Origin of the sequence: Sphingomonas sandaracina (assembly GCF_036663695.1) — a bacterium.
GTDB lineage: Bacteria > Pseudomonadota > Alphaproteobacteria > Sphingomonadales > Sphingomonadaceae > Sphingomonas.
In genome coordinates this window covers 152,613-169,552 of the sequence record NZ_JAXOJK010000003.1, presented here as the reverse complement: position 1 = coordinate 169,552, position 16,940 = coordinate 152,613, and the positions used below count along the sequence as shown (strand labels likewise).

The window sequence follows — 16,940 nt, the reverse complement described above, 5'->3', positions numbered from 1 at the left end:
CTTCGAAGGCGAAGCGCGGGCGGCTCGCAGTCGACATGACCTGCATATGCAGGCGGCATGGACGGCGGCGGCGCTTGGACGCGCCAAGAAAATGACACCGTTGAAAGACCTTCTCTCGACCCCCGAGGTCAAGCCGAAGGCCAAGAAGACGAGCTGGCAAATGATGTACGCCGCGGCGGCCGGATGGACGGCAGCTGTAGGCGAGATCCGCACCGAAGGAACCGCCTCATGAATATGGCAGTGGTCGGCGCAGCACGCGTTGTGTTCGGTGCGGATACCTCGGACTTTGACGCCGGCGCTAAGGGCGTCGAGGGCGTTCTCGGTCGTCTGGTCGAGAAGTTCCAGGCGGTCGAGCAGCGTATCAAGAATATCGGCCTCGGTGTCACTGTCGGCATCACGGTCCCGTTCGCGGCGATGGTGCGAGCCGTCGACAAGGGCGCGGGCTCGTTCGAAGGGCAGATGAAGAAAGTCGAGGCGGCGCTCGGCAATATCTCGGGCGATCAGCTGAAGGCGCTTTCCGATCAGGCGCGCACCCTCGGGCCGCAGGTCGGCAAGGGGGCGACCGAAGCGGCCGGGGCGATCGAAGCGCTCGGGCTCGCTGGCGTCTCGACGTCGGACATTCTCGGCGGCGCGCTGAAGGCGGCGCTTGATCTATCGGCGGCGGGCATGGTCGATGCGAGCGCATCGTCCGCGCTGGTCACGGACATCATGGGGCAGTTCAAGGTCACCGCGGGCGAGTTGCCGGGCGTGGTGCAGAAAGTCGTCGGCGCGCTCGACACGTCGAAGTTCGGCTTTGATGACTTTCGCCTGGCGGTCGGGCAGGGCGGCGCGATCGCCGCGGCCTCGGGCGTCAGCTTCATGGATTTTGCGACGGCGATCTCGGCGACCAGCACGCAGTTCACGAGCGGCGCGGACGCGGGCACTTCGTTCAAAACGTACATTCAGACGCTAACCGGCAAGAGCAAAGAAGCCGAAAGCGCGATGAAGAAGCTGGGGCTGTCGTTCTTCGACGCCAACGGCGAACTGAAGCCGCTGTCGGAGCAGGCCGATGTCCTGCGCAAGGCCTATGGCAACCTCACCGACGAGGCGAAGAGCAAGGGGCTTGAGAAGGTCTTCGGCGCGGACGCGGCGCGTACGGCGATCGGGCTCATGGAGCAGGGCCGCGAAGGTTTCGAGAAGCTGCAGTCGGAGATCGCGGGCGGCGACGTCGAAGCCAAGATCGCGAAGCGGCTCGAAGGCTCCGAAGCTGCGAGCAAGCGCATCGCTGTCGCATGGGAAAGCCTGAAGATCGCGTTCGGCATCGAGGGCGGCCTGCTGTCGCCACTGACCGCCCTCAAGAACGGCTACGCCTCGCTGCTCGAAACGATCTCGAACGCTCCGCCCTGGATGCTGAAGATTGGCGCGGCATTCTCCGCGATGTCCGCGGCGATCGGTCCGCTCCTACTCGTCGTCGGTCACCTGGGTGCGATCTTCCTCGCGAACTTCGCGGCGTCGAAGTTCGGCTTGATCGGCCGCGCGCTGGGGCTTCTCATTTCGCCCGTGTCGACGATCATCGGCTTGCTCGGTGAGTACGGGCTGACTCGGGTGCTGACGATGATTGCCGGGCGCTTCGCTGCGTTCCTCGGGCCGGTCGGCTGGGCGATCGGCGCCTTCCTGCTGTTCAAGGACACGATTATGATCGTGCTCGGGCAGGTGTGGGACAAGATGGTCGCTACGCTGGGTCCGCCGCTTGAAGCGATCATGGCGAAGCTGTCGGGTATCTTCGGCGCGCTTTCCGGCGGGCCGATCGGTTCCGCGTTCGGCTTCCTCGTGGACGTTATCAGCGGGCTCGCAGACGTGATCGGGACCGTCCTGGGCGGCGTCCTCGCCATGTTCGGCGAGGTGCTGGTCCACGTCATGGCCGCCGGCGTTCAGGCGATCGAGGGCTTTGTCGACGTCCTCGCCGCGTTTGTCGATGGCGTGTCGGCGTTGCTCAGTGGCGACTTCGCGGGGGCTTGGGAGGCGTCCGGCCGCATGATCGAAGCCGTGTTCGGCACGATAGTCGATATGATCGTCGCGTTTGTGCCCGACATCGAGGTCCCGATGCGCCTCGCATACGAAGCAGCTAAGGCTTGGCTGTCGGACGGGTTCTCGTCCGTCATGGCGTGGTTCGGCGAGGCCGTACAGAGCGGCGTCAACTACGTTACCAACGCGTTCCCGAACGTCGTCGCATCTGCGAAGAGCGTCTATGAGGGCGTCAAGGCGTGGCTCGTCGACAAGTTCGGTGGGCTGATGACGTGGATCGGCAACGCCGCGAAGTGGATCGGCGACAAATACGCAGCCATGAAAGAGCGTCTCGGGTTCGGCGCGGCCGCTCCCGACAAGGCTCCGCCGCTGCCCGAAAAGCCGAAGGAAACCGCACCGCCTCCGAAGCCGAAGCGCTCGGTCGACTTCGGTGGCGACGAGAAGACCAAGAAGACGAAGAAGGCCCCGAAGGGCCGCGACACGTCGCGCGACCAAGAGAACCGCGACCAGCTTGAGTTTCAAGTGCAGATCGACGCCGCTCGGCTTCGTGGTGACCTCGCCGCGGAGGAAGCCCTTCGTCGCAAGATGGACCTGTCAAAGCAGATCGAGGCCTATCAGCGGACGGGGCTGTCGCTCGCTGCCGCCACGGCCGCGGCGACGCGGGACATGGCAACGCTGGACGCCGCGCGCCGCGACGGCCTCGCGCAGGACTTGGCGCGCGACGAGCTGTCGCACCAGATCCAGCTTGCGAGCATCGCCGGGAACCGGACGCTCGAAGAAAGCTTGGAGCGGCAGCAAGAGGTCCGCGATCGTATCCTCGGGTTCCAGCGCGACGGCCTGTCGCTGGTCGACGCGACGATTCGCGCGCAAAAGCAGCAAGCCGAAATCGATGCCACGCGGGCAACCGTCCGCGCTCAATTGCTGGCGGACGACGCGCAGGATCGGGAACTGAAGCTCGCCCAAGCGCGCGGCGACAGCGACGAGCGCATCCGGCAGCTCGAGCGCGAGATCGCGGTTCGTCAGCGCGAGCGGGAGTTGCAGCGCGAACAGGGGCTTTCGCCCGAGGCGGCACATGCGCAGGCGATGACGGAAGCCATGCAGGACGAGCAGGCTCGTCAGCAGGGCATCTTCCGCGACACGATCAAGGGCGGGTTCCAGGCGGCGCTAGACGGCGACCTGAAGGGCTGGATCAAGAACTGGTGGAAGGATCGCGTCGCCAAGGGGCTCGAAGAGGCGCTCAACTCGCTTTCGGACGCCATCGCGAAGCTATTCTCGAAGGCTGGTGACGGAACGAGCGGCAGCGGTGGCGGCTTCATGGGCGCGATCGGTTCGATCCTCGGCAGCGTCTTCGGCAAGGGCACCGGTGCGGGCACGATCGGGCCGGTCGATATGAGCGGCTGGGGCGGTGCCGGCGGACCGATGAGCGTTGCGGATCCAGGGCTGAAGCTGCCGGGCTTCAAGACTGGCGGATCGTTCAGGATCGGCGGGCAGGCGGGCATCGACAAGAACCTCGTGATGTTCCGCGGTTCGGTCGGCGAGCACGTCAATATCAGCAAGGCCAACGACAACGGGCCCGTAGGTACGACCGTCGTTCATATGCCGATCACCTACACCGGCGCCGTCGACATTGCCGACAAGGCATACGTCCAGGCCAACGCGCAACAGACGAAGTCGCAGGTCATGTCGGCAGTGACCGAAGCCAATCGCCGCCGCGCGGGGGGGAAGTAGATGCCGGAGTATTTGCTTCCCGACGTTCCCTTCCCGGAGAACGCCCGCCCTTACCGGGCGATGTTCTACCTCCAGCCGTACAACAGTCGCTCGCAAAGTCCTTGGACCCGCGCTGTAAAGACCTTGAGCCTGTCGAAACCGCTTTGGGTTGCCCGCGTGACGTTCCGCACGGGATACGACGGATACGAAGGCGCGGACGCCTGGGGCGGCGAAATGGACGCGTGGATCGCAGAGCAAGAGGGCGGCGCGAAGACGACCGAGCTTTGGGACTTTCGCCGCCCGTATCCGCCCGGCTTGCGGCGCTACTATTCGCAATTTGCGGGCGTCCGCTATCCTTTCGCCAACGGCGAAGAGTTCGACATGGGCGAGCGCTTCATCATTCCGGCGGAGTCCGAGCCGCTGAACGAAGCGGCGGCACGAGGCGCAACCGAGATGGCGTTCGAGGGCTTCCTTCCGAACGAGCCGGTGTTTCTGCCGGGCGATATGATCGGCGGCGACGGGCGGCCTCATATCATCCTTCGGCCCTCGGTCGCGGATGGTAACGGTCGCGCGGTCGTCCGCTTCATCCCGCCGCTCGACTTCGACGTCCCTGCCGGCGGCGCGATCACGATCCAGCCGCCCGGACGATACCAGCTCGTTTCCGATGACGCCGGCGCAAACGAGACGTCCGTCGGCGATTTGACCGAATACACGCTCGACTTTGTCGAGGTGCCGAGCTGATGCCCCGTATCCGCAAGATACCGCCCGCGCTTCAAGCCGAGATCGAGAAGGACGTCGTTCGTCCGTTTTTCGCTGTCGGCATTAACCTGCCCGACCCGGTGTTCATCTGGACGGGCAGCGGTGAGATCAGTTTCGCCGACGCCGACTGGGTCGGGATCGGCTCCGAAGAGGGCAAGTGCATCGGCTCGCTTGAGTCGATCGGCGAAAGCACCGACGGCTCAGCGCCGGGCGTCAAGGTGACGATCGTCGGCATCCCGTCCGAACATCGCGACCATATCGAAGAGCAGGCGGTGCGCGGTGCCGACTTCCGCGTCTACATCGGCGCGTTGAACGAGACCCGGCAGATCGTCCAAGCTTACAAGCTGCTCACCAGGGCGAAGCTCGACAGCTATCAGATCGTCGACGGGGTGGACCTTAGCGTGATCGTCACCGGTGAAAGCCGGATGCTCGACCAGCGCCGCCCCTCGATCAAGCGTTACACCGACGCCGCGCAACAGAAGAAATATCCGGGCGACCGGTTCTTCGAATACATGCCCCAGCTGCCGAGCATCCCGATCCTCTGGGCGAAAGCCAAACAGGACGCGGTGCTTTGAGCGACCCCGACTGGGGCCGCCATTGCGGGGACCTCTGGCGCGATCACGTTCTCGACCAAACCGGGCGCGACGTCAGCGACATTGTCGGCGCCATGCCACGCCGACCACGGGAGTTCGCCGCCATGATGCATCGCCTCGGCGTTCGAGACCTGGGCGGCGTTGTCACGGCCGCAATGGGCCCCGCCATCCCGCGCCGGCAGGCGATGCGCGGGGACATCGTTCGGCAGGGCTGGGCGCTCGGCATATGTCGCGGCCCTCTTGCCGAGTTCTTCGGCGGCGAAACCTCGCCGACGGTTCACGTCGATCAAGTTTGGGGCGTCCGTCATGGGTAAGGTCGTCAAGATCGTCGCAGGCATCGCCATCGCGGCGGCCGCAATCGCGCTGGCGGCCCCCACGGGCGGCCTATCGATCGCCGGGGCCTTGAGCCTCACCGGCATCGCTGCGAGCGTCGTCGGCGCGATTGGCGCGGCCGTGTTCGCCACAGTCGCTACGCTCGCCCTGAACGCGCTCATTCCGCCGCCTGGCACAAAGCGCGAGCCCGAGAATTACGCGCAGAGCTTGGCGGATAGTCAGATCATCATCGGCAAATGCCGAGCGATGTCGTTGAAGATGGCGTTCTTTCACCCGGTCGGCAAATCACACCGCTATTTCGTCTGGGTCGTCGCAGGTCACCGCGTAAAGGGCCTGACGAGGTGGTATCTCAATGACGAGGTAGTATCGGTCAACGGCGCGGGCATGGTGACGTCGGGCAAGTATGCCGGGCATGCATGGCTCTGGTTCGAGCGCGGCGATTACGACGCCGCCGCAAACTCTACCTTCGTTGCCGAGTGCGGCGGCAAGTGGACGACAAATCACCGCGGCCGGAACGTCGCGAAGGTCTATGCGAAGTTCGAAATGACCGACGACATCGTTCAGGCTGGTCGCCCGATCATCACTTGTGAGGTCGAGGGATCGGATGAAATCTACGATCCGCGCACCGACGCGACCGGGTATTCGAACAATGCCATTCTCGCCTTCTACTGGTGGATGGCGCTGCCGCGCGAGGATGGCGGTTTCGGCTGCTACCCGGAAGAGATCGACTGGGACTGGGTCGCGACCGAGGCGAACGTCTGCGACGAGCAAGTCCCGCTGAAGGCCGGCGGCTCGGAGCCTCGCTATACGCTCGACGGCTACATGCAGACGGGTGCAGATCCCAGCTCTGTCCGCGGCATCCTTGTCGATAACATGGCGGGTCGTTTCACCTATTCTGGCGGCCTCATGCTTGCCCGCGCCGGCTACTGGGTGCCCGTCTCTGCGACCATAAGCGAAGACGACCTCGCCGACGCGGTCGCGTATGACCTCCTAACCCCGGGGGACCAGCGCGTGACCGAGATCAGCGCGAGTTGGAACGATCCCGACAAGCTCTATGTCGCCGACGAGCTGCCGCCCCGCTCGATCCCCTCGCCGGACATCGCGCAAGGGTCGCTCGACCTGCCGTTCGTGAAAAGCCGCACGCGCGGGCAGCGGATCCAGAAAATCCGGCTGCTCCAAGGCGGCGCGGGCATCACCCTGTCGCTACCGCTGAACATCAACGGGCTCGGTCTCGCCCCGATGGATACCGTAATGCTGGGCGGCAATCGCTACCCCCGACTGGCGAATACGGCGTTCACGGTGGCGAACTGGTCTATCTCGCCCGACTTCGGCGTCCCCGTCAGCGTTCGCGAAGAGAACGAGGATATGTACGCCTGGACGGTCGACGACGAGATTGATCGCGGTGCGGTGCAGACGATCGACCAAGCAGTGCTGATCGGGGACGTCATCGCCAATGCCGCAACCGCCGGGTCCGCCGGCGCGGTTTCAAGCGGCGGCATCACCTATACCCCAGCGCAGATCAGGCAGCTGGAAGATCGCATCGCAGCGATCGAACCCTAATCCTTCCTTTTGGAGAATTTCTATGGCCACGATCGGCTCCATCCTTATCGATGGGCAGGACCCCAACATGCCTGCACTCCGGGCGTTCTTGGGAAATCTCGACGGTCGTGTCGGTGGGGCACTGGCACAACTTTTGGCCGCGTTTGTCGCTGGTCAGGCCGTAGTCGTCTATGCCGCCCGCTCGTCGCTCTATGGCAATCTCACGCCCACTGCCGGCGCGCTCGGCATCGTTTACAACGACGGCGGCAATAACGGTCTATACATCAAGACCGGTGCCGCTGGATCCGGGGCCTGGAACGCTACGGGCCTCATGCTGCGCGGAGAGAAGGGTGAGGACGGCCCTCAGGGCCAAAGCTTCCTGCAAATCGCCATAAGCACCGGCTACGTTCCCAGAGGCACGACCGACGCCCAGCTTATCAATAAGCTCGCCGGAGAGATCACTGCGCAGGCAACCGCCCGCGCGGTAGCCGCGGCCGATGAAGCGGAAGCGCACTTGGCGAACTTCCCCGATTACTACGTCGGTATGTCCGGCGGGGTCGTGCCGACGGTCCCGTTTAACTCGATCCAGAATCAGTCGGTCGCCGCAGCTATCACGCTGATCCAGACCAGCGGCTTCTCGCGCGGCCCGCTGATCGAAGACGCCACCCTGACGGACGCCAAAATGGCTGCACACCCCTTGGCGATCACCAAGGACGAGAACGGCCGCTTCTTCCGCCGCGACCCGCGCGGCTTGCGGCTGGAGCATTTCGGCTGGGATGGCACGACAGCGACGGATGGCTCGACGGCGCTACAGGCCGCGTTCGACTATGCCGCGTTCTGCGGGCAGTCGCCTGCCCTTTATCCGTTCGTCCGCAACGGCGTCGAGTTGCGCGCGGGCATCGGCGTCCTAGCCCTGCCTCGGCTGGTCTATTGCAAGGCCGGCATCAAGTTCCACGGCGCGTCCGTTGGCAATGAGTTGAACGGCTATGGCACGGTCATCCTCGTCCGCGGCCCCGGTGGTATCTCGTTCGACCGTGCAGACACTTTGGAGGGTACCGTCGTCTCTCCGGCAACAACCGGTGCGGACGGGTTCGAGTTTACCGGCTTCACAGTGCTGTACGATGGTCCGACTGTCACGCTGACGATGCGCGATGAAAACGCGGCGTACGGGCTTCGTGCGAACTGCGCCGGGTTGCTTTCGGGCCTGCGGATCAGCGGCTTTCCCGGATGCGGCTACAAAGTGGTAGCCAACGATAGTGGGTCAACGAACTTCGGCAATGCGAACGGCATGCGAGTTCACAACGTCACAACCAGCGAGAACACGTATGGTCATCGCGTCACCGGCAACAACGCCAACCTTGTCGAGTTCACGGGCGTCTGCACGTCCAACCAGGACTTCTCGATCGGGTTCTGGCTCGACAATCTGCTGAACAGCTTGTTGCTCATGCCGCATTGCAAGTTCAGTGGGAACGCGGCGACCGTGCATTATGCCGGGAACATCTATCAAGGCGCTGCGGATGCAACCGCGGCACAGCTATCCACAACCGTCCCCGGCACGAACTTTCGGATCTGGGCGCTATGGAAGGCGGGCGGACCTGCTAACTCCGGCATGGGAACGTGGGTATCCGGCGCGAAGTATCTGCCAGCCGCACCAGTCGCGCTGATGAACCGCAATTCGCGCACGCGGGTCCTCGACCCGTATGTGGAAGGGGGGACTGTGTACCCGCAGGTTCTATTCCCGTCTGTATGGGATGGCGGTCAGTCCGAACTACTATCTGCGAACAGCGATTGCGCGATCCTGAATTACGAGCTGGGCGGCATGAACCTGCGCGGCGGCTTCAACGCCAGTGCCCTTGCGATAGGCGGCACGTCGATCACGGCGTCGGCACAGGCGAATGTACCAGCGGCGACAGCTAGCAATGCCGTAGGCGCCACGCCCACGCAGGCAGAATACAACGCTCTACTCGCGGATGTCGCGGCGATCCGCACCGTACAAAACGGCCTGCTCGGCAAGCTCCGCGCCGCCAAAACCCTGGCGAATTAGGAGATGACCATGCTGATCCAATGTGAATTGTGCGGCCGATCCCACGAGGACGGCACCGAGCATGTCTGTGCGTCTGCCCGCTGGCAGGTGGCGGCAACGCTGTCCGAGGATGAGGTCATGAAGATGGACTATCCGCCTGTTGAAGGCGTGGAGGTCGCGGCGGTGAGCGACGAACCCGCCTGACACCCTGATGATCGGGCTCGCCGCCCTACGCGCTTTCCACTGATCTAAACCAAGCGAACATTGCGACACATCCCGTCGCAGGAAAGGATGACGCATGACCCCTCTTGGTCACATCGTCAGCGTCGTAGCCATCTGGACTATGATGCTGTTCGGCCTCCGCTTCGCCGCGGGGGCCGGTAAATGGCTAATTCCGCTGGCGGTTGCGGGCTGGCACCTCGCGCGCTGCCGAGATCCGGGCAGGGGCGTATGCCGCGCGCGGTTCCGAGCGGTCGTCGATCAGCTGCACGTCGACCTGATAAACGCGATCACGACGCCTTGGAGCGGCACCCTGCTATTCTCTGGGTCCGTCGCGATCGGGCTTGGTTATTTCTTCGGATCGTCCGGAGATGCCGCGCAGCTGGTTTCCCAGCATCCCGACACGTGGAAGGCGTATGACATCGCGACCGACGCCATCGCCGCGGCCGTCTCGGTCACAGGCATGTCGTTCGTTCATGCGGCTACGGCGCGGCGCCGCACCGCCAGCTTCCTCGTCTCGTTCGCGCTCATCGCAACAGGCATCGGCATCGGGGTGGTAACGCTGTGAAGGACTGGCAGGCATACGCCCTATCCGCATTTGCGGTTTTCGCCGGGCAGATCCTGCGCGTCGGTCAGAAGATCGAGGCCGGGAAGCCGGTAACCTGGCGTGACATCTTCGTGATGTGCTCGCTTCTCCCCGCGTTCGGCTCGATGGCCGGCGCAGCTACCGTCCACTTTGGCTGGCCTGTTTGGTCGACCCTCGTTGCCGGCACGAGCGCCGGCTGGATCGGCTTCGGCACGATGCGCTTCATCCTCATCATCGCGCGCAATGTCGCCGGGCAGATCGCGGGCGGCAAGGCCGAATAACCCAACCTGCAAGCGATGCTTGCAGGTTCACCGAAACCCTACCCGCGCTTTGAGTGGGGGGGAGTTCGCGCGAGCAGGGTTCCGTCCGGTGGCGAGGGCGACACCTCACGGACGTGTCTGACAACTTACAGTTAAGAAGCGAATAACGGCCCGCTCCTAGCGTGGGGGCGGGGGAGCGGGCCTACCGGAGCATCACGGGGGTGAGTGCCGGTAAGTCATCAACTGCTGGGCCTTAAGTATTGTTGCGTAACAGCATAATAAAACCTGCCAAGGCCAGCCCCCCTGAAAAATGCTGATAAAACAGGAGAGCTGGCCACGCAGTAAGACGGAATGAAACGTCTTACTGGCCCCGGCACAAACGGGAGTAACTGCCGGATGCAGCCTCTCTAGATCACGATATATTTCAGCAATTTACATACATTAGTATTTTGGAGAAAAACCATGACGACGGCATCAAAGCCGGCGACTGCCCCCGCGCGTCCAGCGCACGGGCTGGCGTCGCCGGACAAATTCTACGCAGCGATCCGCCCGCTGTTCGGCAAGCTGACGACAGCGCAGTTCGAGGGCATTGAAGCGAAGCTCGCCGCGTTCGCATCCGCCGGTTCGCCGATCACGTACGTCGCGTACGGCCTCGCCACCTCGTTCTGGGAAACCGGTGAGAAGATGCAGCCGGTCCCGGAGATCGGCCGCGGCCGTGGCAAGCCGTACGGCAGGCCGGGGAAGCATCGCGGGCAGATCCCGTATGGCCGCGGCGACGTCCAGCTAACGCATGACTTCAATTACGAGACTGCCGATGCGGAGCTTGGATTGAAGGGTGCGCTGCTCGCCAATTTCGATCGCGCACTCGAGACCGACATCTCCGCGCGCGTGATGGTCCGCGGGATGACCGAGGGCTGGTTCGCGGGCGACAAGGTCGGGCGGCATAAGTTCGCGCGCTACCTGCCCGCCAAGGGGCTCGCAACGTCACAGCAGTTCACCTCGGCGCGTCGCATCATCAACGGAATCGACCGCGCCGAGAAGGTCGCGGGATACGCGATGTCATTCCAGGCTGCGCTCGTCGCTGGTGCCTGGACCTGAAGAAAGCGACCGCCGGGCGCCCAGGGGGTGAGCGTTCGCCCCAGCGGTCCTGATGCATTTTAACCGGCAAATCTCTCCAAAAAGTTAACAGGAGCTCCAGATGAAGACCATACTCATCGCTGCGATATGCGCGGCGTCGATGTCGCTCGCCAGTTGCGCGACCATGCCGACCCCCACGACCGAAACGGCTACGCAGATCGGTACCGCGATCGATCGCGCGCAGGCTGCGTACGACCGCATTGCCGCATCGGCGGAGGTGATCCTGCCGTTCCTGTCGCCCGAACGGCAGGCGCGCATCCGGCTGGCGATGGCGCTGACCGAGCGCGGCCTGATCGCGGCGCGCACCGCGGCGACCGTCGTCGAGCAGCTGGCCGCGCTGAAGCAGGCGGAAGCCGCGACGGCGACGATCGAAACCACCGCAGCGAACTGAGAGGCTGGCACCATGAAGACCCTTCTCCGATGGGCGGGTGCTATCGCGCTCGCCCTTTCCCCGGCCCCCGCGATCGCGCAGGCGGCCGGGTCGTCCGTCCAGTTCCCGGCAGGCTATGCCACGGGCAACTCCCCTTGCGTGAAGCTTGCTGACGGTTCGTGCGCACCGGTGAGCCTGACCAACCCTCTGCCGATCGCCGATGGCCCGCTCGCCGCGGCGACGTCAACGGCCCTCATGGGCACTGCGACGACCGGCACGACCGCGATCGGCCCGTTCACCCCGCAGTTGGGCCGCGGCATCCGCGTTATATTGCGCGGCACCTGGGCAGGGACGTTCGCGGTCAGCACGTCCGTCGACGCCTGCGCCACGCTCAACCCGCTGACGATCGGCGGTTCCACCTGGGGCAGCTTCACCGGCAACGCCAACGAGATCGTCGATGTCCCGACGCTCGCGGGCGTTGTCTACTGCGGCACGGCGACCATCTCGTCTGGGTCGCTTCTTTGGGGGCTCCGCCAGTGATCCGCCTTATCATGATGCGGGTGATGCTCGCACTCGCCATGTTCGGCATGCTGTCGGCGCCGGCCGCTGCGCAGGTCGATCCGGCTGCGCGCGGGCTGGCGGTGCAGGCGAAGGCCACGGCGACTCAAGCCCAGACGCTCGCGATCGGCCGCGACCCGCTGTTGTGGACCGACCTCGGCGACAGCCGGGTTGACGCCGACTTCATCAACCCGGCCCAAACCGCGTTCAATATGCGCTCTTCGCTAATCTGGGCACGGGTGTTGACCGGGCAGCGGTTCGTCGTCGGTCCCACGTTCGGCAAATCGGGGGATCGGACCGACCAGTTCTTCGCTCGCCTCGCGCAAGCGCTCGCCACCCAAGCTGGCGGCATCCGGCTCATGGGCTGCCTCAACGACATTGCGCAGAACTACCCGACCGCGACGACCAGCGGCGCGACGTGCGCGGCGAACCTAATTTCCATGGCGGAGACCTGCCGCCTCGCAGGTATGAAGGTCATCATCGAGCTTGAGGTCGGTTCGAGCACGATCAGCGCCGCGCAGGTTCAGCAGGTCCACGAAGCCAATCAGCGCCTCATGGACTATCAGGAAACGGCGACCGGCGTTTACCTGAGCGACGCCCGGGCGATCGTGATGAACCCGACTGCCAGCACGACGACGATCGCCGGCAGGCCTGGCTATTTCCTCGACGGCGTCCACGGCATCAGCCGAGCTGAATATTACCGAGCCCAAGGGACCTTGGTCCCGATCTTCAACACCATCCTGCCGCCCCGCAATGTCCTGATCCGCAGCGGCACCGAGCTACCGACGAACGGACGTTGGCAGCTTGCGATGAACCCGATCTTCGCGACCGCGACCGGCGGGACGATCGAGACGAAGACCGCCACAGCGACCACCAACAGCACGACGACGCTGGCAGTGACGGCGCTCGCCTCCCCGCCTATCGGCTCGACCGTCACCGGCGCAGGCATCCCAGCCGGGACGACGATCACCGCGCAGCCAGCGGGTGGCGGCTTCGGCAACTATACCATGAGCCAAGCGGCGACAGCGTCGGCGACCGGTGTGGCGGTGACGATCACCGCAGTGTCGGGGCCGGTACCGTCAGGCTGGACGCTGGGAACGGTCGGACAGTCGACCGGCACCGCAACGACGCAGGTCGACCCCGAGGGCCTCGGCAACAATGAGATCGTGACTTGCAACTGGGTTCTCGCTGGCGACGGGTGCCGGTTCTATCAGACCGTCGGCTCGACGTACTGGGCGATCGGTGACATTGTTCAGGCGGTGGCGCAGGTGCAGGTCACCGGGCCGTCTGCGTGCCTCGCTGCGGTGCGACTAGACATGTTCGTCAACGGCACGACCGCCGGTACCAACTTCAGCAACGAAGTGCAGGATGGCTATCATGCCACGACTGCGGGCAGCGTCGGGCCTGACCAGGCGTTCACTGCGACGCTGATGACCCGGCCGTTCAAGGTGCCGACGTACGATGCAAAGGGATATCTCGCCCCGTATATCTACATCGAGGGGGCGTGCGCCGGCACGGTTACGGCAGTCATCAAGCAGGTAGGGATCAAGCGCCGTCTGGCCGCGCCTGCCGGTTGAATCTTGTTCCCAGAGGATGGCGATTTGCCATCCTCTGGGTTTGCAATTAAGAACTGAAGAGTAAAATACGCTGACCATTGGCATAGGCCACGATATCCCACGCGCTTGGCACTAATGCCGGTGATGCGTAAGCCGCGCCGCCCGGAACTGGGATTCCGAGTGAAAATGGTTCCGTCTCGGGAACATCAAAAGCGCCACGATGAACACCACTAGCGATGGTCAAAATACCATCAACAATAAGAAGATTGAACTTTGCAAAGGCGTTTATGCCCGGAATGATCGGTCCAAGAAGGGGGTCAAATTCAAGCTGCGCCCCTTTGATAACGGCACCATGCTCCGGCGCGTCGCCGATCTCACCTTCGTTACGCAACAGGTAAAGCATCTTACCGCCTGCTACGATTGCCAGCGATTGGTCATCTCCGAGATTGTACGTAACGCAAAAACTCTGGTCTTCGCGAAAATTACGCGATTCCAAATGGTCTGCTGGGATCCTTGGCATCACATGCTCCTGGTTTGTTTTATCGGCAAGTCGGTATCCGGCGCCGGCTGGCTTCACCGAACGGTTAACATGCGTGGCACCATTTGACGGAGAAATCGGCAAACCCTGCCGGGTTATCCTTACAAACCGCGTCAAATTGGCACAGGTGCTGACATCTGCACTGGCGCTGATCGATGTGACCTTGCTCAACTAAGCGATGCTAATTTTATCGATTCTTGGTTTGGCGATTTGGGGCCTCCCAGCGGCGTTAGTCATATTCACGCTGGTCGGCTGTCTCGGATCGCGACGTTTCCGCGGCTTTATCCGGCGGCATTTAGGAGTCTGAAATAGGACCCTAGCGTACGTACCGACCGCGGTGGGCCATCAGCCATACCGCTTATTCGTGCTCCCTCGGATTCAAAAAAAAGGGCCGCCAAAGCGACCCTATAAGTTCATAGATGAGGTGCCATGTAGGCGTGATTTTGATATATGGCTTCGCGGCGAATTACGAATGCAATTTTATTAATCTGAATCGAGTTCGTTCATCTATTTGTGTGGATGCCCGTTCCTTCCCGTCGACGTTCCGGGTCGAGTCAGCAACGGCGCCGTGGTCTATGACTCAACGCCTTCCGTTTCACCCCGCAAGGTCATAGGTCCTCCCCCGAAGGGAACGAGTATGGCAGCGATCACTGAGGAAGCGCTTCGAGGCGAGTGGTTCTACCTCGAAGAGGAGCAGCCGCTTGATAGGTCGAGCCCCGAATTTTACATTCTCCGCGACGGCGGGATCCGGTCAAGTACCAAGCAAGACATCGCCGGAACCTATGCGCTCGACGGCGACCAGGTGACGATCGCATTTCGGCAGCGTGCCGACACCCAATTCACTATTACGCTACGGGCGCCGGGGGAGGCAGTTACCCCTAAGACTGAACTCCTGCAGGCTGATGCGATCTACCGTCTGGCTGGCGAGCCGGTCGAATACTACGGCACGTTCGTTCGCCGATCCGCTTCTTAGGCACGTACTGGGGGCATCTAGGAGCGTATCCGTGGAGTTTCGCTGTCCGTGTGATTATCAACTGCGACCGCGGCGTTGCTCACCAAGGCAGAAATGACGCCGCGAGCCCATCCGCTTGAAAACGCCAGCGATCAGATGCGTTTAATCACTTACTGTGGCGGTGCTGCGAGGATGGCGTCAACTGCTGTGGCGACCCGGCGCCAATCCTCAGCACCATCGCTCGACGATAGAATGTCGCCGAGCGAACTCAGCACGTATCTCGCTGAATCACTGCCGTAGACTGCGACAATTTCGCACGCCTTCAACCAGGCCTCACGATCTGTCATATTTGTCCTCGCTAAGCGCTCGGTTCAAACAAACGGAGGCATTTACTGCGGCGGGCGCAGCAATTACACCTCAACTTGGCCTAGCCCTTTTACCGTCGCTCGATACAATTTAGCCCGAGCCTGTATTAGTGCCGCGGCTTGGTCGGCTCCCTGCCCAACGACGATACCGGCCGATCCCGTCACCATGCCGATCCATTCGCCGCTTCCGCGCAACTTCAAGCGCCTGGTCGCGAATGCTGCCAGAACTTCTTCTGCAAGGATTCGAGCGTTCGCCAAAGCGACATCGGTGACTAAGACAAGGAATTCATTGCCAGTCCAGCGAATGATCTCTTCGTCTTTCAACACCTGCCTAAGGTTAGCGACGAATGCGCTCAGGACATTGTCGCCTACCGGGTGACCAAACCGTTCGTTGATATTGCTGAGATCGGCAACGCTGAATATCATCATGACGTAGGCGCGGTTTTGTTCGCCTAGGCGCGCAAAAAGGGGGCGAGCTCCTTCCGACGTCAATGCCTGCGTAGCTGCATCACGCGTCGGATCCGTGCGCTGCTCGCTTAGCGATCCTAAATTAGCCTGTAACTTTGCTACGTCCCTCCGCAGATCAGCGAGTTCCCGTTCTGCATCGGTCAGCCGGGTCACTAGGGCGTTTGAGTCTGGCCAGTCCTGGGCCTCTGCCGCCATAGCGTTGACGTCGTCGCTGAGAGTTTTGGTCAGGAACTGTGCATCCGAGGTCAACGATCCCAACTGGGTCGCATGAACTTGGACAGCGCTCTCCATGTTAGCAACAGTCTCGGACTTCGCTGCCAAGAAGCGCTGACTTAGTTCGTGTAAAGACCGCGACGTCAGCCTTAGTCCTCCATCCGTTTCGAGTGCCACAGCTCGAGCTAATGGTCCGTCTAGATCGCCTACGACCTGAAGAGCGAATGCGTAATTAGCCGCTATTGGCGGAAGGTGGTGAGATTCCAGAAACGCCAGCGCGGCGTGCGCAGTACCAAATGCATCTGACACTATTGATTACGCCTCTCTGCCGACCCTATGCACTGAACGCTGTTTGAGGCGGCGCGTTGCATACCTGCTATCACCAATACGTTAATATAGCTGTCCTAGCCGAAGGGGCTAAGGTTCGAACTGCAATTTCACCAGCGGTCTCAAGGCCTTGCTTGCCATAATAGATCCGAAACGTTCTGGATCTTCGTGGCGAAGGATTTTGCGATGCGTAAGCTTAAGACGGTGCCGGTGGTAGCCATTATCTTTATGGCGTCGGTTGCAGCCTGCAAGCGTCTAGGTCTTCGTGATCGTCGAGCGTATTCGGGGTGCGAACCCGTTGGCCTCACTGCTTGGCCTGACGTGGCGCATAAATATGGAGAGGCGAGGCACCAGAGGTGGCGGAAGGCGCTCGGATCGATCAGCTTGTTTCCGCTGACGCCACACCGTGGTAGATGGTGGCCATGAGATCGTC

17 protein-coding genes are annotated in these 16,940 nt (G+C 62.6%); 15 read left to right on the top strand and 2 right to left on the bottom strand.

Annotated elements, in window-relative coordinates:
* The first annotated feature begins 46 nt into the window (after positions 1-46).
* The 14 genes from U1707_RS10110 to U1707_RS10045 all read left to right on the top strand — a co-directional run bounded on the left by U1707_RS10110 (position 47) and on the right by U1707_RS10045 (position 13,665).
* Complete coding sequence (locus U1707_RS10110) at positions 47-232, top strand: hypothetical protein (protein ID WP_332799958.1); 186 nt, start codon at positions 47-49, stop codon at positions 230-232.
* Entirely contained in the window at positions 229-3,732 is a 3,504-nt protein-coding gene (locus U1707_RS10105) for a phage tail tape measure protein (protein ID WP_332799957.1), read from the top strand. Before U1707_RS10110 ends, U1707_RS10105 begins: the two co-directional genes overlap by 4 nt.
* Positions 3,733-4,452, top strand: a complete 720-nt coding sequence (locus U1707_RS10100; protein WP_332799956.1) for a hypothetical protein — start codon at positions 3,733-3,735, stop codon at positions 4,450-4,452.
* Positions 4,452-5,045 (top strand): hypothetical protein, encoded by a 594-nt coding sequence (locus U1707_RS10095; protein WP_332799955.1) that lies wholly within the window; start codon positions 4,452-4,454, stop codon positions 5,043-5,045. The genes U1707_RS10100 and U1707_RS10095 overlap by 1 nt, the downstream gene beginning before the upstream one ends.
* Positions 5,042-5,377 carry a DUF6950 family protein gene (locus U1707_RS10090; RefSeq protein WP_332799954.1) on the top strand — a complete coding sequence of 112 codons (336 nt, stop codon included), beginning with the start codon at positions 5,042-5,044 and terminating at the stop codon, positions 5,375-5,377. The genes U1707_RS10095 and U1707_RS10090 overlap by 4 nt, the downstream gene beginning before the upstream one ends.
* Positions 5,370-6,956, top strand: a complete 1,587-nt coding sequence (locus tag U1707_RS10085; RefSeq protein ID WP_332799953.1) for a phage tail protein — start codon at positions 5,370-5,372, stop codon at positions 6,954-6,956. Before U1707_RS10090 ends, U1707_RS10085 begins: the two co-directional genes overlap by 8 nt.
* A gap of 22 nt (positions 6,957-6,978) precedes the next feature.
* Entirely contained in the window at positions 6,979-8,979 is a 2,001-nt protein-coding gene (locus U1707_RS10080; protein WP_332799952.1) for a hypothetical protein, read from the top strand.
* Between the two features lie 9 nt (positions 8,980-8,988).
* Positions 8,989-9,162, top strand: coding sequence for a hypothetical protein (locus U1707_RS10075; protein WP_332799951.1), 174 nt, complete (start codon positions 8,989-8,991; stop codon positions 9,160-9,162).
* 94 nt (positions 9,163-9,256) lie between these two features.
* Positions 9,257-9,745, top strand: coding sequence for a hypothetical protein (locus U1707_RS10070; RefSeq protein ID WP_332799950.1), 489 nt, complete (start codon positions 9,257-9,259; stop codon positions 9,743-9,745).
* Positions 9,742-10,044, top strand: a complete 303-nt coding sequence (locus U1707_RS10065) for a hypothetical protein (protein WP_332799949.1) — start codon at positions 9,742-9,744, stop codon at positions 10,042-10,044. Before U1707_RS10070 ends, U1707_RS10065 begins: the two co-directional genes overlap by 4 nt.
* 441 nt (positions 10,045-10,485) lie before the next feature.
* Positions 10,486-11,121 carry a hypothetical protein gene (locus tag U1707_RS10060; protein ID WP_332799948.1) on the top strand — a complete coding sequence of 212 codons (636 nt, stop codon included), beginning with the start codon at positions 10,486-10,488 and terminating at the stop codon, positions 11,119-11,121.
* Between the two features lie 100 nt (positions 11,122-11,221).
* A complete protein-coding gene (locus U1707_RS10055; RefSeq protein ID WP_332799947.1) occupies positions 11,222-11,551 on the top strand; it encodes a hypothetical protein in 330 nt (109 codons plus the stop codon).
* Positions 11,552-11,563: 12 nt separating this feature from the next.
* Positions 11,564-12,070 carry a hypothetical protein gene (locus U1707_RS10050; protein WP_332799946.1) on the top strand — a complete coding sequence of 169 codons (507 nt, stop codon included), beginning with the start codon at positions 11,564-11,566 and terminating at the stop codon, positions 12,068-12,070.
* Positions 12,067-13,665 (top strand): SGNH/GDSL hydrolase family protein, encoded by a 1,599-nt coding sequence (locus U1707_RS10045; protein ID WP_332799945.1) that lies wholly within the window; start codon positions 12,067-12,069, stop codon positions 13,663-13,665. Before U1707_RS10050 ends, U1707_RS10045 begins: the two co-directional genes overlap by 4 nt.
* Before the next feature lie 46 nt (positions 13,666-13,711).
* Here U1707_RS10045 and U1707_RS10040 read toward each other — a convergent pair whose 3' ends face one another.
* Positions 13,712-14,353, bottom strand: coding sequence for a hypothetical protein (locus U1707_RS10040; protein ID WP_332799944.1), 642 nt, complete (start codon positions 14,351-14,353; stop codon positions 13,712-13,714).
* Between the two features lie 466 nt (positions 14,354-14,819).
* Here U1707_RS10040 and U1707_RS10035 point away from each other — a divergent pair, with 466 nt between their 5' ends.
* Positions 14,820-15,155, top strand: a complete 336-nt coding sequence (locus tag U1707_RS10035; protein ID WP_332799943.1) for a hypothetical protein — start codon at positions 14,820-14,822, stop codon at positions 15,153-15,155.
* Between the two features lie 389 nt (positions 15,156-15,544).
* Here U1707_RS10035 and U1707_RS10030 read toward each other — a convergent pair whose 3' ends face one another.
* Positions 15,545-16,288, bottom strand: coding sequence for a GGDEF domain-containing protein (locus U1707_RS10030; RefSeq protein WP_332799942.1), 744 nt, complete (start codon positions 16,286-16,288; stop codon positions 15,545-15,547).
* Between the last annotated feature and the right edge of the window lie 652 nt (positions 16,289-16,940).